This is a genomic window from Streptomyces sp. HUAS 15-9, assembly GCF_025642155.1.
Lineage (GTDB): Bacteria > Actinomycetota > Actinomycetes > Streptomycetales > Streptomycetaceae > Streptomyces.
This window is the reverse complement of record NZ_CP106798.1, coordinates 9220416-9247243: the sequence shown is the minus strand read 5'-3', so window position 1 is coordinate 9247243 and position 26828 is coordinate 9220416. Positions and strand designations below refer to the sequence as shown.

At 67.7% G+C, this 26828-nt stretch carries 18 protein-coding genes, 1 tRNA gene and 8 pseudogenes; 21 read left to right on the top strand and 6 right to left on the bottom strand.

The genetic code is table 11. From position 1 onward, the window contains the following. Window positions 1-30: 30 nt before the first annotated feature. The 12 genes and pseudogenes from N8I87_RS42175 (at window position 31) to N8I87_RS42125 (ending at window position 12021) form a co-directional block, all read left to right on the top strand. Window positions 31-1281 (top strand): annotated as a pseudogene (locus N8I87_RS42175) (IS4 family transposase). A gap of 251 nt (window positions 1282-1532) precedes the next feature. Continuing rightward, on the top strand, window positions 1533-3539 hold the full coding sequence (locus N8I87_RS42170) for a CdiA C-terminal domain-containing protein (RefSeq protein WP_263216232.1): 2007 nt from the start codon (window positions 1533-1535) through the stop codon (window positions 3537-3539). Window positions 3540-3643: 104 nt separating this feature from the next. Next, entirely contained in the window at window positions 3644-3913 is a 270-nt protein-coding gene (locus N8I87_RS42165; RefSeq protein WP_263216231.1) for a hypothetical protein, read from the top strand. A gap of 132 nt (window positions 3914-4045) precedes the next feature. Continuing rightward, complete coding sequence (locus tag N8I87_RS42160) at window positions 4046-4225, top strand: hypothetical protein (RefSeq protein ID WP_263216229.1); 180 nt, start codon at window positions 4046-4048, stop codon at window positions 4223-4225. A 419-nt stretch (window positions 4226-4644) separates the two neighbouring features. Continuing rightward, window positions 4645-4869, top strand: coding sequence for a transposase domain-containing protein (locus N8I87_RS44660; protein WP_411577356.1), 225 nt, complete (start codon window positions 4645-4647; stop codon window positions 4867-4869). Next, window positions 4869-5834, top strand: a complete 966-nt coding sequence (locus N8I87_RS42150; protein WP_263216226.1) for an IS4 family transposase — start codon at window positions 4869-4871, stop codon at window positions 5832-5834. Before N8I87_RS44660 ends, N8I87_RS42150 begins: the two co-directional genes overlap by 1 nt. A gap of 191 nt (window positions 5835-6025) precedes the next feature. Continuing rightward, a pseudogene (locus tag N8I87_RS44205) lies at window positions 6026-6419 on the top strand (NF041680 family putative transposase); the annotation flags it as partial. 67 nt (window positions 6420-6486) lie between these two features. Next, window positions 6487-6960, top strand: a complete 474-nt coding sequence (locus tag N8I87_RS42145; protein ID WP_263216225.1) for a hypothetical protein — start codon at window positions 6487-6489, stop codon at window positions 6958-6960. A gap of 11 nt (window positions 6961-6971) precedes the next feature. Next, window positions 6972-8393 carry a S8 family serine peptidase gene (locus N8I87_RS42140; RefSeq protein WP_263216223.1) on the top strand — a complete coding sequence of 474 codons (1422 nt, stop codon included), beginning with the start codon at window positions 6972-6974 and terminating at the stop codon, window positions 8391-8393. Window positions 8394-8442: 49 nt separating this feature from the next. Next, window positions 8443-8895 (top strand): hypothetical protein, encoded by a 453-nt coding sequence (locus N8I87_RS42135; protein ID WP_263216222.1) that lies wholly within the window; start codon window positions 8443-8445, stop codon window positions 8893-8895. Continuing rightward, window positions 8858-9850: a polyprenyl synthetase family protein gene (locus N8I87_RS42130; protein ID WP_263216221.1), complete on the top strand. Its 993-nt coding sequence runs from the start codon at window positions 8858-8860 to the stop codon at window positions 9848-9850. Before N8I87_RS42135 ends, N8I87_RS42130 begins: the two co-directional genes overlap by 38 nt. Continuing rightward, window positions 9847-12021: a geranylgeranyl reductase family protein gene (locus N8I87_RS42125; RefSeq protein ID WP_263216219.1), complete on the top strand. Its 2175-nt coding sequence runs from the start codon at window positions 9847-9849 to the stop codon at window positions 12019-12021. Before N8I87_RS42130 ends, N8I87_RS42125 begins: the two co-directional genes overlap by 4 nt. Before the next feature lie 108 nt (window positions 12022-12129). Here the strand turns inward: N8I87_RS42125 and N8I87_RS42120 are convergent. After that, window positions 12130-12380, bottom strand: a pseudogene (locus N8I87_RS42120) (DDE-type integrase/transposase/recombinase); the annotation flags it as partial. Between the two features lie 705 nt (window positions 12381-13085). Beyond that, window positions 13086-13160, bottom strand: a tRNA-Gln gene (locus N8I87_RS42115). Between the two features lie 333 nt (window positions 13161-13493). On the opposite strand from N8I87_RS42115, the gene N8I87_RS42110 reads away from it, so the two are divergent. The 3 genes from N8I87_RS42110 (at window position 13494) to N8I87_RS42100 (ending at window position 16361) form a co-directional block, all read left to right on the top strand. Continuing rightward, on the top strand, window positions 13494-13961 hold the full coding sequence (locus N8I87_RS42110) for a hypothetical protein (RefSeq protein WP_263216218.1): 468 nt from the start codon (window positions 13494-13496) through the stop codon (window positions 13959-13961). Window positions 13962-14074: 113 nt separating this feature from the next. Beyond that, window positions 14075-15841: a S8 family serine peptidase gene (locus N8I87_RS42105; protein WP_263216216.1), complete on the top strand. Its 1767-nt coding sequence runs from the start codon at window positions 14075-14077 to the stop codon at window positions 15839-15841. 274 nt (window positions 15842-16115) lie between these two features. Continuing rightward, window positions 16116-16361: an uS14 family ribosomal protein gene (locus tag N8I87_RS42100; protein ID WP_263216967.1), complete on the top strand. Its 246-nt coding sequence runs from the start codon at window positions 16116-16118 to the stop codon at window positions 16359-16361. Between the two features lie 188 nt (window positions 16362-16549). Here N8I87_RS42100 and N8I87_RS42095 read toward each other — a convergent pair. Next, window positions 16550-17014, bottom strand: a pseudogene (locus tag N8I87_RS42095) (hypothetical protein); the annotation flags it as partial. Between the two features lie 236 nt (window positions 17015-17250). Here N8I87_RS42095 and N8I87_RS42090 point away from each other — a divergent pair. After that, a pseudogene (locus N8I87_RS42090) lies at window positions 17251-18447 on the top strand (IS110 family RNA-guided transposase). A 14-nt stretch (window positions 18448-18461) separates the two neighbouring features. Here the strand turns inward: N8I87_RS42090 and N8I87_RS42085 are convergent. Both N8I87_RS42085 and N8I87_RS42080 read right to left on the bottom strand, forming a co-directional pair. Further along, window positions 18462-19038, bottom strand: a pseudogene (locus N8I87_RS42085) (putative Ig domain-containing protein); the annotation flags it as partial. Between the two features lie 618 nt (window positions 19039-19656). Then, window positions 19657-20496: an IS5 family transposase gene (locus N8I87_RS42080; RefSeq protein ID WP_263205744.1), complete on the bottom strand. Its 840-nt coding sequence runs from the start codon at window positions 20494-20496 to the stop codon at window positions 19657-19659. 457 nt (window positions 20497-20953) lie between these two features. Here N8I87_RS42080 and N8I87_RS42075 point away from each other — a divergent pair. Next, window positions 20954-21364: pseudogene (locus tag N8I87_RS42075) on the top strand (transposase); the annotation flags it as partial. Window positions 21365-21385: 21 nt separating this feature from the next. Here the strand turns inward: N8I87_RS42075 and N8I87_RS42070 are convergent. Next, complete coding sequence (locus N8I87_RS42070; protein WP_263212621.1) at window positions 21386-22627, bottom strand: IS110 family RNA-guided transposase; 1242 nt, start codon at window positions 22625-22627, stop codon at window positions 21386-21388. A 525-nt stretch (window positions 22628-23152) separates the two neighbouring features. Here N8I87_RS42070 and N8I87_RS42065 point away from each other — a divergent pair. The 4 genes and pseudogenes from N8I87_RS42065 to N8I87_RS42050 form a co-directional block, all read left to right on the top strand. Continuing rightward, window positions 23153-23611: pseudogene (locus N8I87_RS42065) on the top strand (transposase); the annotation flags it as partial. Window positions 23612-23860: 249 nt separating this feature from the next. Beyond that, window positions 23861-24700 (top strand): IS5 family transposase, encoded by an 840-nt coding sequence (locus N8I87_RS42060; protein ID WP_263216214.1) that lies wholly within the window; start codon window positions 23861-23863, stop codon window positions 24698-24700. A gap of 273 nt (window positions 24701-24973) precedes the next feature. After that, window positions 24974-25948 (top strand): GlxA family transcriptional regulator, encoded by a 975-nt coding sequence (locus tag N8I87_RS42055; protein WP_263216213.1) that lies wholly within the window; start codon window positions 24974-24976, stop codon window positions 25946-25948. A gap of 105 nt (window positions 25949-26053) precedes the next feature. Further along, entirely contained in the window at window positions 26054-26731 is a 678-nt protein-coding gene (locus N8I87_RS42050; RefSeq protein ID WP_263216210.1) for an MBL fold metallo-hydrolase, read from the top strand. Window positions 26732-26828: the final 97 nt, after the last annotated feature.

Sequence of the window (26828 nt, the reverse complement as noted above, 5' to 3'; positions counted from 1 at the left end):
CCCCGCGAGCAGCACCACCCCGCCGGAGCCGTGGAACCCGGCGCCCACCCGACGCGACAGCCGGGCCCTGACGCCCGGCTGCTGACCGCGGGTTTGCAGGGTGCGCGGCGTTGGCATGCGTCGTGGGCGGTGCCGAGTACGGCGGCGATCTGGAAAGCTAGGTCTCGGCTGGGTGTGGCGCCGCTGCGGCAGTTGTTCGTGCGGGTGTGCCGTCCGGCTGCCACACGGGACACTCAGGGTGCCTTCTACCGCGCCTGGCGGCTGACCGCGATCGACGGCACCACATTCGACTTGCCCGACACGAGCGCGAACGTGGGGGTGTTCGGTCGTCCTCCCCGCTCCGGGCGGGGCGAACAGGACGTCGGCTACCCGCAGTTGCGCATGGTCGGCCTGGTGGAGTGCGGCACCCACGTCATCTTCGACGCCGCACTCGCAGCTCTGCGCACCGGAGAGCAGACTCTGGCCCGGGCGGTCCTGGGAAACCTGCGGGAAGGGATGCTGCTGCTGGCCGACCGCGGTTTCCACGGCGTGGACCTGTGGCGCGAGGCCGCGGCGACCGGGGCGGGCCTGCTGTGGCGGGTCCGCAAAGACCTCGTGCTGCCCGTGGTCGAGTAACTGCCGGACGGCTCCTACCTCACCGAGATCTTCGACCGCAGTGACATCCACCACACCCGTCGCGGGGTGCCGGTACGCGCGGTGGAGTACACCATCGCCGGCCACGAGGGCGTCTACCGGCTCATCACCACGATCCTCGACCCGGACAAGGCCCCGGCCGCCGAACTGGCCGCCCTCTACGCCCAGCGATGGGAGTTCGAGTCCACCCTCGACGAAATCAAGACCCACCTCGGCGGGCCACACCTGGTACTGCGTTCGCAACACCCCGAGGGAGCCGAGCAGGAACTCTACGGCTTCCTGCTCGTCCACCACGCCATCCGGCACATCCGGCACCTGATGCACCAGGCCGCACGACAAGCCGACCAGGACCCCGACCGGATCTCCTTCACCCGCTCACTGCGCGTCGCGCGCCGCCAGGTCACCGACCAGGCGGCATTTCCCCCCGGCAGACTCACGCGCGCGATCAAAGCCACCCACACTGAACTCCTCCAACGCCCCCTGCCACCACGACGCCACCGGGCCAACCCCCGCGCCATCAAACGCAAAGTCGCCAGCTGGCCCCTCAAACGCGCCGCCCACCGGGCTGCAGACCGCCCACCCACCACGGCCATCAGCCTCGTTGGCGCCACCAAACCCAAACGAGTCAAACGCACACCAAAGCACTAAGTTACCGGTATTGAGGTTAGGGGCACTGATGGCGCCCGCACAATGAGCATTCCGGTGAGTGAATGAAGTGCGCCAATAGCCGTTGATCCGCACACCAGAAATCGCTACCATAACGTTCGCATTAGCGAATGCCTGTCCGGGCGGGGTAACGGGGGACGTGCATGACTGTGCTGATGGTGACCGCGGCCGTATACGGGGTGGTCCAACTGTTCGTCGTGTCCTGGCCCACGCGCTCGGTACGGCTCTCGACGGTGCTGTTGGCCGTGATGGTGGGCGCCTACGCCTGCGGAACCGCCGGAGCCCTGCTGGAACTCGCCTACACGCGCGCGTTCGCGGATACCGCCGGCCGGTCGCTGATCGAGGTCGTGAACACCACCTCATACACCACGGCTCCGTGGGTCGAGGAACTGGTGAAAGTGTCACCGCTCCTGCTGGCCGGGCTGTACGCCAAGGTCCGTCGCCAGTGGGGCCTGTCCGACTTCACCGTGCTGGGGGCGGCGCTCGGCGCCGGCTTCGGTCTGTTGGAGGCGTTGCTGCGCTACCCCCTGGACGTCGACCGGTCGCTCGTCCGCTACGGCGGCTGGCTGGTCCCGGACAGCCTGTCGCCGCCGTACATCCCGGGACCGGCCGGGGTGTTCACGTCCTGGCTCCCCGCTCCGGCCGCCACGCTGGACCTCGGCCCGACCGGTGACGTCACCGTCGCCACCTTCAGTCACCTGGCGTGGACGGCCGTGGCGGGACTGGCGGTCGGGTTCCTGTGCCGGGCGCGGGGCTGGTGGAAACCGCTGGCGGTGGTGCCGTTCGCGGCCGCGGTGGCGCACCACACGCTCACCAACTACGTGATCCGGCACCCGGGCGGACACCCCGAACGGTGGCTCAACTCCCTTGACTCCAAACTGTGGGCCGCGCCCCTGGTGGCGCTGCTCTTGGCGATGACAGCCGACTGGGCGTGCCTGCATCGCGCAAAGAGCTCCCTCCCGGGCATCTTGCTGAAGCAGGAACGCGCGGCCGGTGACAGCGCAGCAGCACTGGTTCGCTACGCGACCTGGTGCTTCCCGTGGACGATGCTGATCGCACTGCGGTTCGTCCGCCTGCGCCGTGCTCTCTGCTACGAGACAGGCGCGACACCACCCCACACCATCGAGCCGTTACGCCGGGAAGTCGCCGGCATCGCCGATTGCATCGATGCCACCGACCACGAACGGGCCTGGCGGAGGCCCGACATACGCTCGCGCGTCAGAGCAGTGCGGCGGATGGCCGCGCCCTGCCGCAGGCGACTACCGGCCATCCTCATACCCTGCGTTCTCGTCCTCCCGTCCGCCCTTTTTCTGGGCGTAGGCTCGTTCAAGCCGACGGCTGGACTTCAGAAATACTTCATCACCGGCGCCGGCCCGAAGATCCTGCTGGGTTTCGCAATGGCCGCCCTGGCGTGGATCGCCTGGCAGTTGACGACGCTGCTCCGCACCTGGCGCCGGACTGCCGCCCATCCCCTGGGCGAACAGTTGGCGATCCACCGCTTCCGTTTCGCCACAGCCCTGGCCTCCGCAACGACGACCACCCTCCTCCTGTGGCGCAGCACAGGCCCAACCGGTCCCACCGGCCGGGCCATTCCCCCGGCCCACCTCCTCAACGCTCTCGACCACTTCTTCACCTATCTGGGCTTCGCGCTGCTGCTTCTCTCCCTGCTGGCACTCTTTCCACCGGGGGCCGGCTTCGCGCTCGCCGGGGGCGAGGCCGTCGGAGGACTCGCCGCGGGGGAGCTTCTTGCCGCCATGCGTCTCGGCCTTGCGGGCATAGCACTCATGGCAGCCGGAGCCATGGACGGAGGGGGCGACAGCGGGAATGGTGGGTCGAAGGCGGCCGACAGCGGGGAGTCACGAGGTGGTTCGATCGATGAGTCCGAGAAGGCGTTCAGCCCCAAGGAGCGGAGAATAGCTGAGACCCTGCAGTCGGAAGGGAAGAATGTACAGGCGCTGAAAGAGTCCGAAGTGGACGGCCGGAAGACCCCTGACGCTGTCGTGGACGGAGTTCCGACCGAGTTCAAGACCCTGGACCCCGGAGCAGCCCCGAACTCCGTGAAGAACACCCTGAACACGGCCAAGAAGCAGGCACGTGATGCTGTGGTCGACGCACGGGGCAGCGGGCTCGACGAGAGTGGGGCGCGCGAGGGATTGGGGAAGTTCCTGCGCAACAATCCGCCTGGGCGGATGAATTCTGTCCGGGTCATTGGCGATGGTTACGATGTTCGTTGGCCTTAGGAGTCTCCGTGAGTGAATATCATTACATCTTCATTCGTCCCGGTTTTCCCCGGGATCGACTTATCCGCGATGGTGCGGCAGCCTGCGGCGCTGAAATGAGGCCTGTGGATTCCGAGTTCGTCGACTATGCGGCGAACCTGGGGTATGCGGCGGTCGAGGTCGAGTTCACCCATGAGTACGAGGAGGACCATGGCATGTCGTTCGAGCGCTATGACTCGCTCTTTGCCGTCCGGGACTTCGACTCGAACCTGGAACGCCAGGAGGCCACTGCGCGAAGAATCTTCGAGAACCTCGCCGCCCTCGACCGCTACGAACTGCTCCTCGTACGCGACCTGCAAGAGCTGCTTGCCTCGTCCGGGCCCACGCCTCAGTGAGGCAGGCCGGCTTTTCGTCGAGGGGATCAGCGCATCGGGGCGGTACGGGACCCCGATGAGCTCTGGCGCTGGGCGACGGGATGATCACCGGCCGATTGCCAGTGGGCGGTGGCATGGTGGGTCGGGGAGGGGGTGATCAGGGACTACTACATCGAGTGCCACAGCACGGACGAGGCCCGACCACGCAACCTGCCCACGCTGCACCACGCGGGCGGTGATCGCCGACTGCCCCGAGTCCTTGCCGAAGGTGTCCTCACGGAAATAGCCGACGAGTCGGGTCACCGGACGCGGCAGCTCACGGGCAAGTTCTGAGACGCCGGTTCATCACTGACCACGGGGATCACCATCGCCAGAGGACTTCCATCAGGACGTTCGCAGATCCAGACCGGCCACCTGCGGCGAGACGTTGACGAGTACGCGGGACGGCCGCATGACACGGAGCCTGGCCCGTCGCAGCGGTCGTAGCACGTTCAGCGGCACCGGCCCACCCCACGCGGGTTTCCTCAGGCCGCTTCCCGCCGGTGATCACCGACGCGGATTCCCGTGCCGCGTGTGAGGGTCCACTGCAGATCTCCCGAGTCCGGGCAGACCTTACCCTTGCCGAGTATCTCATCCGGGCTGGTGAGAGCTGGTGTACCGGGTGTCGTGGGCAGTCGTTCCCGATCCAATACCGTTAGTTTAAGGTGCGCTTGATGTCAGTGTGATGGTTCGTCAGACACGGGGAGAGTGTGATGCCGGGGGCTCACGATGTCGTGAGTGTGGGGTTGTTGGCGCGGGTGTATCCGGCGGAGGAGCTCGAGCGGGCGATCGCGGCATGCGGACGGTCCGAGCAGCGGTCCAGGCTGTTGCCGGCCCGGCTGGTGCTGTACTTCGTGCTTGGGTTGGCGCTGTTCTCCCCGGAGCCGTATTTGGAAGTCATGCGCAAGATGACCTTTGGCTTCGTCAGGTCGGCCTGATGGGGGCGTGGCGGGAGCCGGCCAAGTCGTCAATCTTCCTGGCGCGTCGGCGACTGGGCTGGGAGCCGTTTCGGGAGTTGTTCGCCCGCTCGGTGGTGCCTCTGGCCGAGCCATCGGACACGTGGGCGTTCTGGCGGGGGCTGCGCCTGATGGCGGTGGACGGCACCTGCGTCGACATCGCCGATACCCCCGCCAACGACGAGGCGTTCGGTCGGCACGGCGGACGGCCCAAGCCCGGGAAGCGGCCCTACAAGCGGGCCGCTTTCCCCCAGGCCCGGATCGTGGGGCTGGTGGAGTGCGGCACCCACGTAGTCGTGGACGCGGCGATCACCGAGTACAGCACGCACGAGACCACCGCGGCCAAGGACCTAGCCCGCGCGATGCGTCCGGAGATGCTGGTCCTAGCCGACCGGGGCTATCCGGGCGTCGACTTGTGGCGGGTCTGGTCGGCCTCGGGCGCCCAGTTGCTGATGCGGCTGGCGACCAAACGCTACAGCCTGACCCCCGACCAACTCCTGCCAAACGGGTCATGGCTGACCACCCTGTACGGGTACACCGACCGGCGGCACGAGCACGGCATCCAGGTGCGCGCCTTGCGCTACCAACTCGAGACGGACGGCGAGGAGTACACCCTGCTGACCACGCTGACCGACCACGAGCAGTACCCGGGCTGCGAGCTCGCAGCCCTCTACACGGAACGCTGGGAGATCGAATCCACGTTCAAGGAGCTCAAGGCCCAGCAGATCGGCGCCGGACAAGTCCTGGCCAGCAAGACACCCGACGGAATCCTCCAGCAGATCTGGGGCCACCTGCTCGTCCACTACGCGCTACGCGTCCACATGCTCCAGGCCGCCCGCGCCAACGCCGAGAAGCTCGACCCGGACCGCCTCTCGTTCATGACCTGCCTGCGCGCCGCCCGTCGCATCACGATGATGCCGCCGGCGGACTTTTCCCCCTCAGCCTGACCGCGCCCTCGCCTTCATCCTCGGCGAGCTCCTGGCCAACATCCACCCACCGAGACGACCGCGCTCCAACCCGAGAACCGTAAAGCGGGTCATCTCCCGCTACCTCATCAAGAAGCCCGGCCACCATGGAACGCCAGCCCTACCCCGCACCCCGACACTCACCCCGCCAGCCTCTTAAACTAGCGGTATTGGACCTCGAGCACACCTTCAGGTTCGGAAAACAGACGCTCGGCTGGACCACCCCGAAACTGCGCACTCCCGAGGCGGCGGACCGCTGGACCTGGCTCCTGGTCGTCGCGCACACCCAGCTCAGACTCGCCCGGCCGCTGGCCGCCGACCTCCGTCGGCCCTGGGAGAAGCCGACCACGCCCGAACGCCTCACCCCGGCCCGGGTCCGCCGGGGGTTCAGGAACATCCGAGCCCACCTGCTCTGCCCGGCCCGTGTTCCCCAACCCCGCGGCTCCGGTCCCGGACGCCCGCCCGGGACCAAGAACCGCCGTCCCGCCCCCCCGCTACGACGTGGTCAAGACCATCAAACGCCCCGAGACCCTCAAGGCCATCGGCAGACCCGGTAGATCCTGGTAGATAAAGAACAAGCTAAGCGGACCGTGCCATGCTTATGGATACGCCGGTCCTCGTTCCAGTCGCACGAGTGAGCCACATCGAGGAAGATGGTCGCCGTGATCGATTACCGCGCGCATACATCGGCCCCGGCACATGTTCGGGACGCCCTAGCCGCCTGGGCCGCCACCTGATGCCGGAATGGATCCCGCAGAATATCTGGGCGAAGTTCGATGTCGCATTGCAGCGGGAGATCCTCGGTGTTCGACCTGCGGAGGTCGCGGTGCTCATCGTCCTCGCCCCGAGCGCCGACCGCCCGTCAGGCTTCGCTGCCGCGCGCGGGGAGGCCGTTGACGCACTGCGTCGGGCATTCGGCCGCCGAGCCGAGTCGGTGGTGGACGCCATTGTTGCGGCGGGTGGGTATGAAATCCGCGAGTTCTGGCTCAATGACACGATTGCGGCTCGTCTGGCGGTACCCTCACTGCTTGCGGTGGCGCGCCGTCCGGAGGTCCGGCAGGTACTGCTGGATTCGCCGAGGCAGACCCAGGTCGCGTCTGAGCACTGAGAGGAGCCAGGATGTCCTCGCCGACTCCCGTAGGTGATGGCAGTTCAGCAGCCGACCGCAGCCGCGAACAATTCGACTGGTACGTGCAAAAGAGACGCCGAAAGCAGCTGGAAGAGCTGGCGGCGGAGAGCGCGGTCGCGGCGCGCAAGGTCGATCCGTGGGTTGTCAACGCCATTCTGGTCGAGCGAGAGGAACGCAAGCTCGCGGCCTGGACGGGCGCGCCCGGCCCGAACGAGGAGCCGGTGCACGAGGTATTGATCAATCTCGTGTCCGGCCAGGTTGCCGCGCGCCGCGGAAGGGTTCCGAAAGCCGAACGGGCAAGGGAGACAGAAGCGCGTCAAGCCGAGGCCGGGGTCTTCCTGCAGGGCATCCGGGCGGACCTCGAACGGCGGGGGGTCGAAGTCCAGGAGGAGTTCTGGCTGACCCACAGCGTGCGTGCCACGCTCACCTCGTCCGAAGTGCTCGCGATGGCCGCGCGTGACGATGTCAGCAGCGTCACGAGCAACAAGCTGCGCAGCATCCAGGCGCTCGACGTCAGCCGGCCGCACATCCATGCCGATGTCCTGCCCCCCGGCACCACCGGTGCGGGTATCTCCGTAGCGGTCGTGGATACCGGTGTCGACGACACCCATCCCGCGCTCGCGGGCGTCGTCGGCCCGCAACAGGACATGACCCGTACAGCGGTGAAGCGCGACGACGTAGGCCACGGAACTCATTGCGCGGGTATCATCGCGAGCCGGGATGCGACATTTCGCGGCATCGCCCCCGGCGCGACCATTGTCGATATCCGCATCATGAATGGCAGAGGTCATGCGACTCCGGCCTGGGCAACCGCGGGGTTTACCGCTGCGGCGACCTCGGGCGTCGATGTCGCGAGCAACAGCTGGGGCTTCTCGCACCGAGACGGCGCGTGGGTCTGCCCCTCCGGCAACTGCGTGCTGTGTACCGCCGCCGACAATCTGGTGAACCTCGGCGTGGTGGTCGCTGTCGCCGCCGGAAACGAAGGCGTCGACTTCTGGGGCGACTACGCGACCAAGATCCGCTGTCCCGGTAACGCACGCAACGTCATCACCGTCGGTGCCACCGACGACGACGACAAAATCGCGGACTTCTCCAGCCACGGCCAGACGCCGGACGGCAGGCCGAAGCCGGATGTCGCAGCACCGGGCGTGGACATCGCCTCCACGCGGGCGGCGGGCACGGGAACGCCGGAGGACGTCGTCGCGCCCGGCTTCATCAACCTATCCGGCACCAGCATGGCGACCCCCCACGTCGCAGGTGTCGCCGCGCTCATCCTGGACAAGAACAACACCCTGGCTCCCGGCACGGTCAAGAACTTCATTGTCACGACCACGCCGGGACCGATTCCCCTTGTCTGGTACGGCAGGGTCGACGCACTCGGGGCGGTCACCGCCACGCCGACGCCGCCGTGACGGCGTGCCACATCACCGGTCGGAAACGGTCAACGAGGAGAGAGGTTCCATGCCCGACGACGTCGCACCCCGGGCCACAAGCGTCACCGAGAACGACAAGGCACTCGCGAACCACGTGCGGCGCGGGGTCACGAACTTTCGGAACGAAAACCCGGCGGAGTTCCAGGAGATGGTGGGCGAGTTCGACGGCCGCAGGGCCAACCTGGCTGTGCTCGGCTTCGGCCGGATCAACGTCCGGGTCGGAGGCGGCGACGTCGTGATCGAGCCGGGGCTCGGACCGGACGAGATGATGCACGGCGCAATCTATCTGGAGGCTGCCCAGGCGATCGCCAGTGGCCGCCTCACGCCACTTCAGGCCTACTTCCGGGGAGACGTCATCGTCCGGGCCCCGGCGGGCGACCTGCACAACGGCTACGGCTTCTTCGTCCGATTCTCCGAACTCGCCTTCGCATCGGAGAGGCTGCGTGGGCAACTCGACGAGCTGCGCGATGAATTCCTCTGAGACCGTGCTGCATTCCTTCAAGAAAGGGTGGGCCGCGCGGCTCGAAGACGCGATGCACGAGGCGGTGACGGCACAGGACGCGAGCCCGGGCCGGATCGCCGGCGACTTGATTCGTCACGGCGGCAAGCGGATCCGCCCGCAGTTGCTGTTTCTCTGCGCGAGCCTCGGCGAGGCTGACGAAGAGCTGCTCGTACACGCCGCCGCCGCGATCGAACTCCTGCACGTCGGGTCGTTGCTGCACGATGACGTGATGGACGGCGCGGCGACGAGACGCGGAGCGCCGAGCGTAAATGCCCTGTGGGGCAACGCGTATGCCGCCACGACGGGAACGCACGTCCTCTCGTGCGCGATGGCCGAGCTGGCACACCTGCCGCCCGACACGGTGGCGGCGGTGGCAGAAGCGGCGTTCACGGTGTGCAGCGGCCAGCTCCGGGAAACCGAGCACGTGTACGACACGGAGCTGGCCGCCGACGAGCACCTCGAAATCATCCGCATGAAGACGGCCACGCTGTTCGGGCTGCCGTGCCGACTCGGTGCGGAGCTGGCCGGCTGCGACCCCGATCACGTCGATGCTCTGTTCCGCTTCGGACAGCAGCTGGGGATCGCGTTCCAGCTCACCGACGACCTGCTCGATCTCGTGGGCGACGCGGCCGACCTGGGCAAACCGACGGGTACCGATCTCCGCGCCGGCGTGTTCTCGTACGCGGTCCTCCTTGCGCTGCGACAGGACCCGAGCGGGCGGCTGGCGGCACTGTTGCGTCACGAGGTCCTCACTGCACGCGAGGCAGCCGAAGCGGCGCGCCTGGTGCGTCTCAGCGGCACCGTGGACGTGACGCGCGAACTCGCGCACGCGTATTCCGCTCGCGCCGCCGCCGCGCTCGCCGGGCTCCCGGAATTCCCGGGCCACGACGCGCTCACCGACATGCCCCGCCGCATCGTGAGCCGCATGCGATGACGGGGCGCGATCACTACGACGCGGTGGTCGTCGGCGCCGGGCCCGGGGGTTGCTCGGCCGCCTACCACCTCGCGGTCCGGGGCCGCCGGGTCCTGCTGCTCGAGGCGCAGCGCTTCCCGCGGGACAAGGCGTGTGGTGACGCGCTGACGCAGCGCGCGGTCCGCATCCTCACCGCGATGGGTGTCCTCGACTCGCTGCCCCGTGCGGAACGGCTGCGGGGCGCACGGGTCCACATGCGCGGCCGTGGCTGGCGCGATTTCATCTATGACGCCTATCCGGGCGCGGACAGCCACTGCCTCGTCGTACCGCGCGTCGTGCTTGACGCGGCGGTCTGTGCCCGTACGGTGGCGGTGGGCGCCGAAGTCTGGGAGGGCGCCACGGTCACGACCCCCATCGTTGAGGCAGGACGCGTCGTCGGAGTGCGGGTACGCCGTGACGGCCGACTGTCCGACGTCCGGTCGGCGGCGGTCATCGCCGCCGATGGCGCACGCTCGCCACTGGCCCGCGCGGTCGGTCTGCTGCCCGAGGGCGGTCTCGGCGTCGGCGTCCGCGGCTATCTGACCGATCTCGACGGGCTGCAGGATCTTCAAGAGGTCTTCCTGCCGCTGGACGATGTTGCCGAGCGGGATCTGCTGCCGTCGTTCGGCTGGATCAATCCGACGGGTGCGTCGGAAGCGAATATCGGCGTCGGTTTGTTCCGTCCCGGATACGAAGGCCGGGCGGGGCAGGTGCTGCAGGACTTCCTCGCGCGGTTGAGCACGCGCCGGGAGACGTTCGGCGGCCGGTTGCGCGGAGCGTGGGCCACAGCACCGTTTCGCCTCGACTTCTCACCAGATCGCTGCGTTGCCGACGGCATCCTGCTCGTCGGCGATGCGGCGGGGCTGGTGAACCCGTTCAGCGGGGAGGGCATCAGTTACGCGCTTGAGTCCGGAAGGACCGCGGCCGAGGTGGTCGACTGCGGGTTGACCCGCGATCCCGGGCGTCCGGATCTGCTGGACTATGCACTGCTGCTGGAGAATTCATACTCCGGGTGGCTGGCGGCCGGCCGCCGGTCGGCACACCGGTACCAGTTCGTCTGGCGGGTCCTCGAGAGCACGTTCACGAGTGAGCGCGCCCCCTTCGCGCTGTGTCGCCGGGCGGTTCTCCTGCCCGAGGGCATGGGCGAACTCCGGGCGAACGACACGATCGATGACGTGGCCGCACTGATGGCTCCCGGGCTCGACGTGCGTACCCATCTGCTCGGCGTCGGTGAACTCATGACGAGCGCCGTGCGTGACGAGTGGCCCTTCCTGGCCCGTCTGGCCACGTCTGGCTGGGGAGATCCCGGCGTCCCGTTCCGGCCGGCGCTGCTGCTTCTGCTGGCAAGCCATTTCGGGGACACTGGGATGCGCTGCCGCCTCAAGTTGGGTGCCGCGATCGAGCTGAGCGCGTTGGCGGCGCTAGCGCAACTCGGCGTCGAGAACACGCCGACACCGCACTCCAGCTGGGGAAACAGGTTCGCCATCCTGGTCAGCGACCTGCTGATGTCGAAATCGCTACACCTGGCCACCGACGGCGGCCCCCAGGCCCTCGATCTCATCGCCCGCGCGGTAGGGAAGGTGTGCACCGGCCGGATGTGCGAGCGCCAGCACGCATTCGACGGGCGGGTGCCCGAGCACGAGCATCTGACGCTGGTCGAATCGCAGACCGCATCGTCATTCGAGTTGCCGTGCCAGCTCGGCGCGGTCGTGGCTGGAGCCGATTCGGAACATGTCGGAGCACTCGCGCGCTACGGCCGTGCGCTCGGCGTCGCGTTCCGGCTGACCGAGGACGTTCGCATTCTCACCGGAGTCGCACGCCCGGTGGACGATGCCGCGGGCGCCGCACTGCGCGAGGGCACGCTGGCACACCCTGTGCTGGTCGCGCTGCAGCGCACGCAGGGCAGGCTGGCGAGCCTGGTTCGTCGTGGGTGCGCAACCGTCGACGATGTCAACGAAGCGCTCGCGATCGTCCGCGACAGCGGAGCACTCGACGTGACCCGTGCGCTGGCACGCGAGCAAGCCGGCCGCGCGGCGGACGCCCTCGAGGCACTGCCGGAAGGCCCCGCGCGCGCATCTCTGTTCGCGCTGATCGACTATGCGATCACGCGACAGGTACCGGAACGACGGGTTCCCGCACCACCGTTCGGATGATCCGGACGGTCACGACGGTCGAGAGGCACCAAGGGCGCTGTCACGTTGTTGGAGGTGGCTGGTGTGGAGGGTGTGTCGGGGCGTGTTTCTCTCGTTCGTCGGCCGCTGTCAGACGGTCGTGGGGCAGCCGGTGGCCTCGTTCCAGGTGCGGAACCGTTCGGTCATTTCGTGTCGGTATTCGCGGGCGGTGAGCAGGTGGCGGCGGGGCCGGAAGTGGGGTGAGATGCTGCTGAAGGCGGACAGGAATCTCTGGGCGTGTCCGTGAAGCGCCGCATGGTCCTCTCCCGTTGCCGGGTGGGCTGGTGCGAGTTCTCGGCGCGGTTGTTCAAATACTTCGAACTCCGGTGCTCCACCGAGGGATGGCCTGCCGGGCACGCCGACTGCCAGGGCTCCTCGAGGGGCACGGAGAGCCGGTACGCGGGACGGGGTGTCTTGCCGGACAGCGGGCCGACCCGGTCGTTCCATTGCAACCAGTCCGCCACTCCCTTGCTGGCCTCGGCCAACGTCGTGAAGAGGCCCAGAGCCACCGCGCTGACGCCGGCTGCGATGATCGCGGCGGAGATCGGTAACGTCCACCCCGGTCTGGGACAGCAGACGCAAGCTCCCGTCCCCGGACAGGTGGGCAATGACCCGGACCCCGTTCCAGAGCGTCTCGTACGCGTACTCCGCCTCACTCTGAGGCCCCGGGACCGGGCCGATCACCGCGAACATCGGCGCCAGCGCAAGAAGCACACTCCCAGCCTGCGCCACACGGGCCTGCTCCGGCCACTCACCCAGTCGTTTCCATCCAGGTCAGCAACAGCGGAGGATTCGAAGAACACGACAAGACCATGACCGGAGTACCGGCACAGACCATCGCCTCATGCCCGCCGCACCCCCATACCACCTACTGTCCCTCAGTATCGACAGTATCCGCGGTCGAGCACGGCTGAGTCGGGCATGCCTCGCCGTCATGGCCGGAAATCGTGTCCCGCGAAGTGTTCACTCGGCGAGACACCATCTGGCCGGACAACCGCAGCAGCCGCTTCGGGCTCGTTGCCTGCCGCGATGGGCGGCATCTGCGTTGGCTGGGATACCAGGACTCGAACCTGAACTAACGGAACCAGAAACCGTCGGGCTGCCAATTACCCCATATCCCATCCGCCTCGACGACCTTGGGCGCTATAGGCCGGCCGGGGCGGGCCCTGCCACACACTCATAGCGCGGTACGGCCACGAGCCCAATCTACGCATCCACAGTACGACGCTCAGTGATGCTGCCGGGTGTGTCGGTCAGCTGGGCTGCAGGGCCTGCCGCGCCTATCGGCAGCTCACCGGTCGCCGGGGCCGATCGGGGGACTCCTCTTCCGAGACGGCTCGCCCGATTGCGGTCACGGGGAGGGCGCCTTAGCGTCACCACGACGGAATAATCCGAAAAAGCCAACATAGTCTCTTATGTCGGCTTCCCCCCCTCGGCGTTGAAATGGAGCTTTCATGTCGGTGATGACCGGTACCCAGCCGCTGCAGCAGTTCGGCCAGCAGGCCGGCGGCCAGCAGTTCGGCGGTCCGCAGCAGCTCGCGCAGGTGGTCCAGCAGACGATCCAGCAGGCCTGCCAGCAGGCGAGCCAGCAGATCGCACAACGCATGCAGCAGACGCTGCAGCAGATCCAGCAGGTCCAGCAGCAGCTGCAGCAGCAGGGCCTGGCCCACCAGGCCCACCCCTACCTGGCTGTCGCGCTGCACACGACGCTGACCCAGGGCGTGCGCAGCGCGGTCGAGCAGTCCGTGCAGCAGGCGCTGCCGACCGCGATCCTGACCCTGGTACAGCAGAGCCAGCAAGGCCAGCAGGGCCAGCAGCAGTGGGGCGGCGGGTTCGGCCAGCAGTCGTTCGGCCAGCCATACCAGCAGCAGTACCAGCAGCCCGGCTTCGGCCAGATGGGTCAGCCCTTCGGTATCGGCTGATTGCCGGCGCCGCGTGATGCGGTGTGCCAGGAGCTGTTCCTGGGCACACCGCATCGCCATGGAGGCGGGAGCCGCCCGGCATCCGGATCACAAGCACAAAAACCGACGTAGACATGGTGAAGGTAGACGTGATGGTCAAGGACAGGCCCGGGAACAAGCCCCGGAACAACCGTCAGAACGAATCCGAGGGCACAGGGGCCGGCGGCGGGCCGGTCCCCGAGGACAAGGAAGCAGTGCCGCGCAAGAAGGGCGCACCGTCACCGGTCGCGGTGCAGCCGCGTCGGCAGCGGTACATGGTGACACCGCTGCCGCAGCAGTTGCTGCCACCGGGAGTGCCCGAACTGAGCATGGACGCGGTGTGCGACCAGCTAGAGAGCATGTCCGACGTCACAGTGATCCGCCGACTCCAGCCGTCCGAGAAGCTGCAGTCGGCCGGGGTCCTTCCCTCCTGCCCCGAGATCGCGGTCGTCGAAGCCGCCGAGATGCAGCTGCCGGCGATGCGGACACTGCACGTGCACATCGAACCCGATCTGCCACTGTCCAACGCCGGCACCGCCGCCACACCGCCCCCAGGGATGCTGCTGCCCGACCCGGGCCTTGTCATGCCGCTGGAAGAGCCAGTGGAGATCTCGCTGCGCGTCTGCGGCCCGGACGGCGAACCGCTGCCCGGCGCGGGCGTGTTCCTGATCGGGGCGACCTGGCCGAGCCAGAGCATCACCGCCGCCGACGGGACGGCCACCATCACCCTGACCACAGATACCGAACAGTCCATCCGGTCCCTGTACGTCCGCCCCAGGGGCGGCTACACCGACCGCTGGATCCACCGCCCCGACCTGTCTGCGGCCCGGGAGAACGTCGTCACCCTCACCCCGCTCGCCGCGGTGTACCCGGACCTGGACGAACGCCAGCAGTACGGCTGGGGCCAGCAGGCCATGCGGCTGGACCGGCTGCCCCCCACCTTCCGTGCCTTCGGCATCAAGATCGCGGTCATCGGTACGGGCGTCAGCACCGACCACCCCGACCTGAAGCAGCGGGTGCGCTCCGGAATCGATGTCGTACACCGCACCAAGGAGGGCTGGGCGCACGACCCGGTCGGCAGCGGCACCCACACGGCCGGGATCATCGCCGGCGCGGACACCGGCAAAGGCATCACCGGCATCGCCGTCGACGCCGAGCTCGATGTCTGCCAGGTGCTGCCCGACGGCCACTTCAGCGACCTGATCGCCGCCCTCGACCACTGCATCGAACACGAGGTCGACATCGCCCACATCGCGGTCGCCTCTCCTTACCCGTCGGCGCTCATCTCCCGCAAACTCGCCGACGCCACCGCGGCGGGCATCGCCTGCATCGCCCCCGCGGGCGACACCGGTGGGCCGATCGCATTCCCCGCCTCGCTGCCCACCGTCTTCGCCGTCGGTGCAGTAGGCGCCTTCGGCACCTACCCGCCCGACACCTCCCAAGCCACTCACTACGGCCCGCAGCTGACATCCGAAGGGCTCTTCGCAGCTCCGTTCAGCTGCTACGGTCCCGGCGTGGATGCGGCCGCCCCCGGTGTGGCGGTCTTGTCGTGCGCGCCGCAGGAGGGCTACGCGGCACTCGACGGCACCGGCACGGCCTCCGCCCACCTCGCGGGCCTGGCCGCCCTCGTGCTCGCCCACCACGAGAACTTCCACGGCCAGCTCCTGCCCCGCGGACCTGGCCGGGTGCAGCACCTGTTCGAGATCATCGCTGCCAGCTGCCACCCGCTAGCCGTCCCCGGCACGATGGACGCCGCCCGCACGGGGCGCGGCCTGCCCGACGCCCTCATCGCCCTCGGCCTGGCCCCCGGCATGCAGCTCGCCCCGGCCCTGTCGCCCTTCGTCCCCTCCATGACCGGCTAGCGGTGGTTTGTTGACGGCGGGTTCGTCCGGGAGTAGGCCGTGTGGTGAAGGCGTCAACGTCTGGGGAGCCCGAGATGACGAAGCGGCTGCCGTGTCCGCCAGTACCTGGTCCGTTGGAGGCGTACGTCGTTCGGTTCGATGACCTCTTCGTGCGCCACGAGGCGCTACTTGACCGTGCGGCGGTGAGAGTCCGCCGCCGTGGCCCTGTCGCAGCAAGGCCACGAAGCTGAGGACAGCCTGACCCGGGAGTCGCCGGGAGAGGCGGAAAGCAGTCCTGACAACGCCGGGACGCTCCGGAACTACCAGACGGGGCGGGTTCGGCAAGCGAGACGAGAAGGTGTACGAGAGGAACCAGCGCGTGAGACAGCCCCGCGACGCCAGCGCCACCCGCCTGCGCAACCGCGACTCCGTGGACGACCGCCCCCGCGGCCACCTTCGCGCCTTCGGCCTTTCCCGCATCCGCGTCCGCGAGATGGCCCACGCGGGCGAGCTCTCCGGCGTGACCAAGAGCAGTTGGTGACCCGCTAGACACGACAGCGGCGCGGCCCGCGTCTATACCTGGTTTCGAACGCGCCTTCCTGACGCTGAAACAACCGGCGGGCGGCGGCGCGGGCTTGTGGCGTTCTGCAACGACCAGGTAGATACGGTGTGTCCCGCACGCGGGACGGCTTCCGCGTGCGGGACCGGGTGCTCACCTCGTCGTGCTGGTCAGCTGGTCGTCAGGGCGGTGTCGTCCACGACGAAGCTGGTCTGCAGCGAGGAGTCCTCCACGCCGTTGAACTTCAGGGTGACCGTCTGGCCCGCCAGCGAGGACAGGTCGAAGGTCTTCTGCGCGTACCCGGAGGCAGCGTTGAGGTTCGAGTAGGCCCCCAGGGTGGTCGAACCGGCGGTGACCGTCAGCTTGTCGTACGCGGTGCTGCGGGTGGTCTCCGCGGTCTCGATGTGCAAGTAGAAGGTCAGCGTGGCCTTGCAGCCGGACGGGATCGTCACCGACTGGGACAGCGTGTCGGTGTGCGAGGAGCCATAGCCGTCCAGCCAGGCCTTGTACGAGCCGCCGTGCGCCGCCTCACCGGAGTCGTTGGTGATGACCCCGCTGGTCGCGCTCCAGCCGGTGCTGCCCGACTCGAAGCCGGGGTTGGCCAGCAGCTGGGACGAGGTGCAGCCGCCGCCCCCATTACCGTCTTCGTGGTCCCGCAATGGGGCTCCCGGCCTCCGGGTCCGGCATGACTGCTCCCCCCTGTTGACCATGATCTGGGGGGTGGTGTCACCGGTCTCGGAGGCACTGGTAGACCGCTGATGAGAGGCATGACCACTGGCCCGCCGAGGGCTTGGGAGGCTCTTCGTAATGTGGATGTCGGCAACTGGTGCCGCAGGTGAGGCCTGGACCGTGCGACCGAAGGATCCTTGTGATCGACACGAGTGACATCGGCGTCTTCCTCGGCTTGGACGTCGGCAAGGGCGAACACCACGCCACCGCCGTCACACCGGCGGGGAAGAAGGCGCTCGACAAACGGCTGCCCAACAGCGAGCCGATGTTGCGCGAGCTCTTCAAGAAGCTGCAGGCCAAGCACGGGATAGTGCTTGTGGTGGTCGACCAGCCCGCGTCGATCGGCGCGCTGCCTCTGGCGGTCGCCCGCAACGCAGGCTGCCAGGTCGCCTATCTGCCCGGACTGACCATGCGCCGGATCGCCGACCGCTATCCGGGCGAGGCCAAGACCGACGCGAGGGATGCGTTCATCATCGCGGACGCGGCCCGCGTCATGCCACCCCCTGCGGGCCGTCGAGCTGAGCGACCAGACGGTTGCCGAACTGGAGATGATCGTCGGCTTCGACGACGACCTCGCAGGTGAAACCGCCCGCATCGCCAACCGGCTGCGCGGTCTGCTCACCCAGATCCACCCCTCGCTGGAACGGGTACTGGGCCCGCGCATCCGGCACCCGGCCGTGCTGCTGATGCTCGAACGCTTCGGCTCTCCGGCCCAGTTGAGGAAGGCAGGACGCCGCCAACTGATCAGCCTGATACGGGCCAAGGCCCCGCGCATGGCCGAACGCCTGGTGGGCGATGTCTTCACTGCACTCGACGAACAGACGGTCGTCGTCCCAGGCACCGATGCCGCCACACTGATCGTCCCCAGCCTCGCCGGCCAGCTGAAATCCGTACTTGATCAGCGGAAACTCCTGGCCACCCGGATCGAGGAACTGCTGGAGTCGCACCCTCTTTCCGCGGTCCTGACGTCCATGCCGGGGATCGGCTCAGGACCGGAGCCAGAATCCTCATCGACGTCGGCGACGGCCGCAGCTTCCCCACCGCAGGCCACCTCGCCGCCTACGCCAGCCTTGCCCCCGCCACGAGAAGTTCGGGCTCCTCCATCCGCGGCGAGCAGCCCTCCCGACGGGGAAACAAGCATCTCAAACGCGCCTTCTTCCTGTCCGCATTCGCGGCCCTGGCCGACCCGGCCTCCCGGGCCTACTACGACAAGAAGATCAAGCAGGGAAAGCATCACACCCAAGCCCTCCTCTGCCTGGCCCGCAGGCGAGCCGACGTGCTCTTCGCGATGCTCCGCGACGGCACCCTCTACGACCCCCAACCCGCACCTACGGGTTGACGAACCCCATAGAGGCCCCCGGAGCCGACCGTCCAGGTGAAGGACGTCGAGCCGGAGGCGGCGGTGGAGTCCTTCGCGGTGACGGTGACCTGGTAGGTGCCCGCGGTGGAGGCGGTGCCGGAGATCAGGCCGGTGGAGCTGTTGATGGACAGGCCGGTCGGCAGGCCGGACGCGCTGTAGGTGAGGGCCGCGCCGCCGCTGTCGGTGGCGTGGATCTGCAGGCTGACCGAGCTGCCGGTGGTGGTGGACTGGCTGCCGGGGTTGGTGACGGTCACCGTGTTGCCGCTGCTGGAGCCGGCGGTGAAGGCGGCAGTGCCGTTCGGGGTGCCCCAGCCCGTCGGCCCGTCGTAGCCGGCGGTTGCGGTGCAGAAGTACGACGGGGCGCATGAGCCGTTGTTGCCGCTGGTGACGTCGTACAGGTTGCCGGTGTGCTGGTACGGGTACTTCGCCGGGTAGTCGCTGGAGCCCGGGGTGCCCGAGGGCGTACACGCCTGCGACGATCGGGGCGGAGGCGCTGGTGCCGCCGTAGACCGCCCAGCCGGAGCCGCCGTAGGTGTCGTAGACCGCCACACCGGTGGCCGGGTCGGCGACCGTCAAGCCCGCCCCAGTGCTCTCCAATGAAGCGGCCCACCCTATGGAGGGGCGAAGAAATCCCTGCGGCACTGCCGGTTCACGCCCTGCGGCACTATGTTCCTCCCGCACACTGTCATGTCACGGTCACTCGACTAATGTCATGCTCATGACTGCGATGCCGCCGCTACGCGCGTCACGGAACCGCAGGCTGACTCTGCAGTGTTCGAGGGCCTCTTCGGTGGTGGCTCATTGCGCTGACCAGCCTGAACGCCCCTCGGGACCATATGGCAACCGCAAGCACTCTGTTCACCGAGGCGTCAGCGATAGGGGCGCGGTCGTGCGTGTGTCTTTCACTCCTAGGGAGACGCTCTCTTGCGGGTGCGTCCCGAACACAGATGGACGGAGGCGGCGCGGGGGCCGGCTGACGTCATCCGGCTCGCCGGGGTACCGCAGGGAGTCTTTTCGCGGCACGCACTCGCGGCAGTGCGGAGAATGCGGCCCGGCGACAGGTTCATGGTCCAGGCATGGTGAGCAGAGTGCACGATCTTCTGGCGATGCTCGGGCTGAGCTCACGACTCAGCGTTCCCGTACTCTTCCTCAGAGGGCATTTGATCTAGGCGAATTGCCCTTTCTATTCTAGTAAGTCCCTCGCCAGGTTGGTGTCGTCTCGTCCGTTATGCGCTTGGCGAGGTTGTCGATCGAGGCGACGTGGATCATGGCCTCGGAGCTGGCGGGAAGGGTCTCGTAATCGCGAGAAAGGCGCCGGTGCAACATAAGCCAACCCAGGCTTCGCTCGACTACCCAGCGTCTTTTGACAACGTGAAAGCCGCGAACTCCGGGGTTTCTGTTGACGACTTCGACGTCGATTCCGAGACGTGCGCCGTGCTCGATGACGGCGTTCTTGAAGCCGGTGTCGACCCAGCTCTTGGCGATGGTTGGATACGTCTTCTTGGCTTGGTCGAGAAGACGTATTCCTACGGCGTTCTCGGAGAGGCTCGCGGCGGTGACAGTCACGGCGAGGATGAGTCCGATCGTATCGGTGAGTATGCCTCGCTTGCGGCCGACGATCTTCTTGGCGGCGTCCGTTCCCTGGCTGGTCAGGGGCACGTTGGTGGAGGTCTTCACGCTCTGGGTGTCGATGACGGACCCTGTGGGTTCGGGCTTGCGCCCTTCCTTCACGCGGGCGAGCCCGGTCAGGTCGTAGTTGAGCTGGGCGAGGATTCCCTCATCGCGCCAGGCGGCATAGTAGGCGTAGACGGTGCCGTAGTTCGGGAAGTCGTGTGGGAGGTATTTCCAGGGGATTCCCGTGCGGTTGATGTAGAGGAGTGCGTTGAATACGTCGCGCAGGTCGACCTTGGCCGGCTGCCCGGTGGGTCTGCGGTCGAGCCGGGCTTTTCTCCAGGCCGTCAACGTCGGCTCGATTAGGGCCCATCGGGCGTCGGAAAGGTCGCTGGGGTACGGCTTCCGCTGGCTCACGTTCCAGAGGGATCATGGGTGTGACGGAAGATCGGGTTCCGGTGATCATCGGGCGGTTTCGTGCCATCTCTACGTCAGACACGCTTCGAGGATCGAAGCCGAGCGAAACGGGCGGGCAGGTCCGGAAGTCTTGAAGTGATGAAGCGCATTGATCCGCCGAAAGACCTCAAACTGACACAGCGACAGAACTCGCATACCGGCATGAGGCATACCTGAACGCCCACTCAGAGGTCGTTTTCGCCTGTGATGTGTGCTTTGCTCTGGGCTTTTCGACCAGGGTTTGGCGTCTTGGCGGGTCTGGTGGAGTAGTTGTGGCACATGCGCCGGTTGGGGTGACGGCTGGGACGGGATGCACCTTGCGTCTGTCTCATCCCAAGACGCCCGTCGCGTGGTGGTGCTCCCGCCGATCTCGGTTCACGCCTGGGCGCACGCCCCCGGTCAGCGGTACGTCCAGGTCATGACCGAACGCCGTCCGTATCCGAGTGATCTGTCCGATGCCCGCTGGGAGCTGATCGAGCCGGTCCTGAGTGCCTGGCGGGCCGAGCGGCGCCGGCATGCGCTGAACATCGGACGCCCGCCCGAGCACGACCTGCGCGAGATCATGAACGCGATCCTGTACGTGGACCGCACCGGGGTGCAGTGGCGCTACCTGCCGCACGACTTCCCGCCCTGGGAGACCTGCTACGGCTACTTCGCCAAGTGGCAGAAGGCCGGCGTGTTCGCCCAGCTCACCGGCGTACTGCGCAGGCTGTTACGGCAGCAGGAGGGCAAGCGTGCGGAGCCGTCCGCGTGCGTCATCGATGCCCAGAGCGTGAAGACCTCCACCAGCGTCCCGGCCGCCGGCCAGGGCACCGACGCGGCGAAGCAGACATCCGATGCGGAAGAACTGTCAAGCGGCATCCGCTAGTTGAGTGTCTGATGGGGCGGCGAAGGCCACCGTTTCGCTGTAGTGGACGCGGTGGGTGAGGCAGTGGTGGAGGCAGCCGAGCATGCGGTTGAAAAGGTTGCGCTGAGCGGCGGTGTGGCGGTCTCCGGCCTTGCGGCGGCGGTCGTAGTGGGCTCTGGCGCCGTCTGAGTGGGCCATGGCGGCGAAGGCCCACACGTAGCCGACACCGGCCAGTCGCTGGTTCTTGACCCGGCGGGCAAGGACGGCCACGCTCTTGCCGGAGGCCCTGGTGATCGGGGCCGAACCGGCGTAAGCCTTGAGGCTTTTCGCGTCGGCGAAGCGGGATCGGTCGTCGCCGATCTCGGCGAACACCCGGGCGCCGCTGAGCGCGCTGAGCCCTGGGAAGCCGGTGATGATCTCGGCGTCCGGGTGCTGCTTAAAAGACTCCATCGCGGCCTCGGCGAGGTCGTCGGCGCTGGCGCAGGCGGCATCCAGCTGCCGCAGCAGGGCGAGGGTCTGGCGGCCCATGGCCTCTTCGACCAGCGGGAGCTGGCGCATCTGCGGGGCGCGCAGCGCGGTCTGGAGACGCTCTGCCTCTGCATCGATGGTGTTCTTGCGACCGGCCTTCTTCAGCAACGACCGCAACTGGGCGCGGGTCAGCTGGGCGGCCTGGCCGGGGGTGGGGGCGGCCGCAAGCAGGACGCGGGCGATGGGGTGGCAGACGCCCTCGCGGCGCACGCCGACGGAGGCGAGGAAGCCGGGGAAGTACGCGCGGAGGTGCGAGGTGAGCTTGTTGGCGGCCTGGGTGCGGTCCCACACGGCGTCCTGCTGAGCGCGGGCGAGGACCGCGATTGCCTGGGCGAGCTCGGAGTCGGCCGGCAGCTGGCGGTGGGCGGCGGCGTCGGTGCGCAGGATGTTCGCGAGTACCACGGCGTCGAGGTGGTCGGACTTCTTGCGGGAGACCGCATGCCGGTCGCGGTAGCGTGCTGCGGCCAGCGGGTTGATCGCGTAGATGGGGCGGCCGGTCGCGCGCAGGCAGGCGACCAGCAGCCCGCGGGAGGTCTCGATGGCCACCGGAATGGGAGCTTCGGCGCTGTCGCCGTGCTCGGTAAGCATCTGCAGGAGGTGGGCCAGGCCGTCGGCGTTGTCGTCGATACGGGCCTTGTCCAGTAAGGATCCGGCGTTGTCGACCAGGACGACGTCGTGGTGGTCGCTGGCCCAGTCGATGCCGCAGAACACGCTCAATACGGTTCACGTCCTCTCGGGTGAGTCGCGTATTTTGGCTGGTCACAGCCGTGCGGGGCACGCGTCTCCCTAATGGCAGGGCTCGATGGCCCGTCATCCGATTAGCCGTTCGTGACCCCAGCGACCTGCAGGGTCCTCAGTCTTGAGAAGAGCTCGATGGCTCCTGAACAGGTCAGAGGTGATCCCTGCGAGCGGCTCGGACCATGAACGTCAACGGTCTGATCATGTGATCGGTCACGTTGCCGACCACGAGCGCCAGCACCCGCCGGTCTTTTTCAGGGGCTCAAGCCCGGATCAACGGAGGGCATCGTGCTGACGCCGGTGTCCGGCAACGTGACCGGGACGGCGGGAGAAGCGGCGGCTCGACTCTGCATTCAAGGGGTCCTGGCCCCGGGAACCCACGACGAGTACAACCCGTCCCTCCCGCCATCGATCGGAGTCAGAACCATCGAGCCACTCTCGATTTCAGGGTTCATCCACCTGGGTCAGGACGAGGCTTCTCCGGCTCCAACTGCTGCCCATTAGATCGTGGGCCGCAAGCGGAGCATCGTCACCGACACCCTCGGACTACTGCTCGCGGTACTGGTCACGGCCGCGAGCGTGCAGGACTCCGCAGCAGGAACTCACCTGATCGACCAGGTCGCGGCCGCTCACCCCACCATTCGCAAGGTCTGGGTCGATGGCGGCTACCGCCAGCACCTCGTCGAGCACGCCGCTCAGCTCGGCATCGACATGGAAATCGTCCAACGCACCCCCGGGACCAGGGGGTTCACTCCGCTGCCTAAGCGCTGGACCGTGGAGCGCACGTACGGATGGCTGATGTTCCACCGCCGCCTGGCGCGCGACTACGAGACCCTGCCCGCCCGCTCCGAAGCCATGATCCACCTCGCCATGACCGACCTGATGGCCCGCCGCCTCACCGGCGAAGCCACCATCTCCTGGCGCGACCCGACACCTGGGGATCAAACACCAATTCCGGGATGAAACATCGGGAGAAAACGACCTCTCAGTGGGCGTTCAGGTATGCCTCATGCCGGTATGCGAGTTCTGTCGCTGTGTCAGTTTGAGGTCTTTCGGCGGATCAATGCGCTTCATCACTTCAAGACTTCCGGACCTGCCCGCCCGTTTCGCTCGGCTTCGATCCTCGAAGCGTGTCTGACGTAGAGATGGCACGGAACCGCCCGATGATCACCGGAACCCGATCTTCCGTCACACCCATGATCCCTCTGGAACGTGAGCCAGCGGAAGCCGTACCCCAGCGACCTTTCCGACGCCCGATGGGCCCTAATCGAGCCGACGTTGACGGCCTGGAGAAAAGCCCGGCTCGACCGCAGACCCACCGGGCAGCCGGCCAAGGTCGACCTGCGCGACGTATTCAACGCACTCCTCTACATCAACCGCACGGGAATCCCCTGGAAATACCTCCCACACGACTTCCCGAACTACGGCACCGTCTACGCCTACTATGCCGCCTGGCGCGATGAGGGAATCCTCGCCCAGCTCAACTACGACCTGACCGGGCTCGCCCGCGTGAAGGAAGGGCGCAAGCCCGAACCCACAGGGTCCGTCATCGACACCCAGAGCGTGAAGACCTCCACCAACGTGCCCCTGACCAGCCAGGGAACGGACGCCGCCAAGAAGATCGTCGGCCGCAAGCGAGGCATACTCACCGATACGATCGGACTCATCCTCGCCGTGACTGTCACCGCCGCGAGCCTCTCCGAGAACGCCGTAGGAATACGTCTTCTCGACCAAGCCAAGAAGACGTATCCAACCATCGCCAAGAGCTGGGTCGACACCGGCTTCAAGAACGCCGTCATCGAGCACGGCGCACGTCTCGGAATCGACGTCGAAGTCGTCAACAGAAACCCCGGAGTTCACGGCTTTCACGTTGTCAAAAGACGCTGGGTAGTCGAGCGAAGCCTGGGTTGGCTTATGTTGCACCGGCGCCTTTCTCGCGATTACGAGACCCTTCCCGCCAGCTCCGAGGCCATGATCCACGTCGCCTCGATCGACAACCTCGCCAAGCGCATAACGGACGAGACGACACCAACCTGGCGAGGGACTTACTAGAATAGAAAGGGCAATTCGCCTAGATCAAATGCCCTCTCAAGCACGCCAACCTCAACGTGCTGGGCCGCTATACCTTCCGTGCCTCCGGCCCGGCCCGCGGCGGGCTGCGGCCCCTGCGAGACCCAGCGGAGGCTGTGGATGAGGACGACGACGGGGAGCGGACTGAGCGTCAGCTGTGACGGCGTTGGCGCCCGCCGGCCATCGCGCTCGATGGCCTGATGTGACAGATCCTGGTCATTGCAGCCATGTCCGGCCGGGCGGAATGATCAGGGCATGCCCCAACCGCACCGCGTCGTGATCGTCGCCTTCCCCGGCATCGAGCTGCTGGACACCACCGGACCGGCCGAGGTGTTCTCTGTCGCCTCCCGGGTCGCCGGAGCCGACCGGCCCGGCTACCTCATGCGGATCGCGACGGCCGACGGCGGTCCGGTGACCACCTCCAGCGGCGTCCGGCTGATGGCCGACCTGGCCCTCGACGACGTGACCGGCCCGATCGACACCCTGCTGGTGTCGGGGGCGATCGAGCTTGTCGACGGCGGCGTGGAGCCGGTGATCGACCACGAGGTCACCGACTGGCTGCGCCGCGCTGCACCCCGGGCCCGGCGGATCGGATCGATCTGCGCGGGAGCGCACCTGCTGGCCGCCGCCGGGCTGCTCGACGGCCGCCCGGCCACCACGCACTGGCTCACCGCAGCCAGGCTGGCCGCCGAACACCCCAGCGTCCGGGTCGATCCCGATCCGATCTTCATCCGGGACGGGCAGGTGTGGACCTGCGCCGGCGTCACCTCGGGGATGGACATGGCGCTGGGAATGGTCGCCGAGGACCACGGCCAGGATCTCGCGCTCGCGACGGCCCGGATGATGGTGATGTACGTCAAACGTTCGGGCGGGCAGAGCCAGTTCAGCGTGCCGCTTTCCGTCCAGGGCTCCTCGGACGACCGGATCGACGAGCTGCGCAGGTGGATCGCCGAACACCTCACCGAGGACCTCTCCCTCGAAGCCCTCGCGGCCCGCACGCACCTGAGCGTGCGCCACTTCACCCGGCTGTTTCAGCAGCGCACCTCCACGACACCGGCCGCCTACGTGGAGGCGGCCAGGCTGGAGGCCGCCCGGCGACTGCTGGAGGACAGCGACCGGAGCCTGCCCGAGGTCTCCGCCGCCAGCGGCCTCGGCTCCGTGGAGACGCTGCACCGCGTCTTCCGGCGGCGGCTGGGCACCACCCCGGCCGAGTACCGCCGCCGCTTCTGAGCCACGCACCCGCACCACCTGCCGGCCGGCGCGCGCTGCCGCACCGGCCGAGCTTCGCCATGCCCGCACAGGGTGGCATCGACCAGCACACTTCGGAGGAAAGCCATGTCCCGCACGAAGGTCGTCCCGATTCCGGTCATGGGCCGGCACAACATCAACGCCTACCTGCTGCTCGGCCGACGGCCCGTCATCGTCGATGCCGGAACCCCGGGCAGCGGCCAGAAGATCCACGAGGAGATCGCCGCCCACGGCGTCGACCCCGCCGACGTCTCGCTGATCGTCATCACCCACGGCCACATCGACCACTTCGGCTCCGCCGCCGAACTGCACCGGCTCACCGGCGCGCCCGTAGCCGGCCACATCGCCGACCTCGGGCCATACCGCTCCGGCCGGGTCCGTGAACCGTACCTGCCCACCGGCCCGATGGGCCGCCTCATGGCCCGGAACAAAAACCTCCACGTCCAGGCCGAATCCTTCGAACCGGCCGTGCTGATTCGCGGCGAGACGAGCCTGGAGGACTTCGGGCTCGCGGCGCGCATCATGCCCACCCCGGGCCACACCGCCGGATCGGTCTCGGTCCTCACCGACGACGGCGACCTCGTCGCCGGCGACCTGGTCGCCGGCTCCTTCATGGGCCTGATCCCCGGCAGGCCCGCCAACCCGCCCTTCCACGACGACCCGCGGCAGAACCTCGCCAGCCTCCGCGAGATGCTCGCCCTCAACCCCACGGCCCTCCACGTCGGCCACGGCGCCGCGCTGGATCCCGACCGGGTACGGCAGTGAGCCGATCGGCAGCACGGCCGCCTCGCACGACTCGAAGCCGCCGGACGCCTCACCACACGCAGTGAGTGACGCACCATTGCCAGGTCCGGCACCGGGA

Coding starts and splice junctions, on each gene's coding strand:
- N8I87_RS42140 (WP_263216223.1), top strand. CDS start 6,972: ATGTCCTCGCCGACTCCCGTAGGTGATGGCAGTTCAGCAGCCGACCGC.
- N8I87_RS42150 (WP_263216226.1), top strand. CDS start 4,869: ATGGGGGCGTGGCGGGAGCCGGCCAAGTCGTCAATCTTCCTGGCGCGT.
- N8I87_RS42105 (WP_263216216.1), top strand. CDS start 14,075: ATGGTGAAGGTAGACGTGATGGTCAAGGACAGGCCCGGGAACAAGCCC.
- N8I87_RS42110 (WP_263216218.1), top strand. CDS start 13,494: ATGTCGGTGATGACCGGTACCCAGCCGCTGCAGCAGTTCGGCCAGCAG.
- N8I87_RS42135 (WP_263216222.1), top strand. CDS start 8,443: ATGCCCGACGACGTCGCACCCCGGGCCACAAGCGTCACCGAGAACGAC.
- N8I87_RS44660 (WP_411577356.1), top strand. CDS start 4,645: ATGCCGGGGGCTCACGATGTCGTGAGTGTGGGGTTGTTGGCGCGGGTG.
- N8I87_RS42055 (WP_263216213.1), top strand. CDS start 24,974: ATGCCCCAACCGCACCGCGTCGTGATCGTCGCCTTCCCCGGCATCGAG.
- N8I87_RS42050 (WP_263216210.1), top strand. CDS start 26,054: ATGTCCCGCACGAAGGTCGTCCCGATTCCGGTCATGGGCCGGCACAAC.
- N8I87_RS42125 (WP_263216219.1), top strand. CDS start 9,847: ATGACGGGGCGCGATCACTACGACGCGGTGGTCGTCGGCGCCGGGCCC.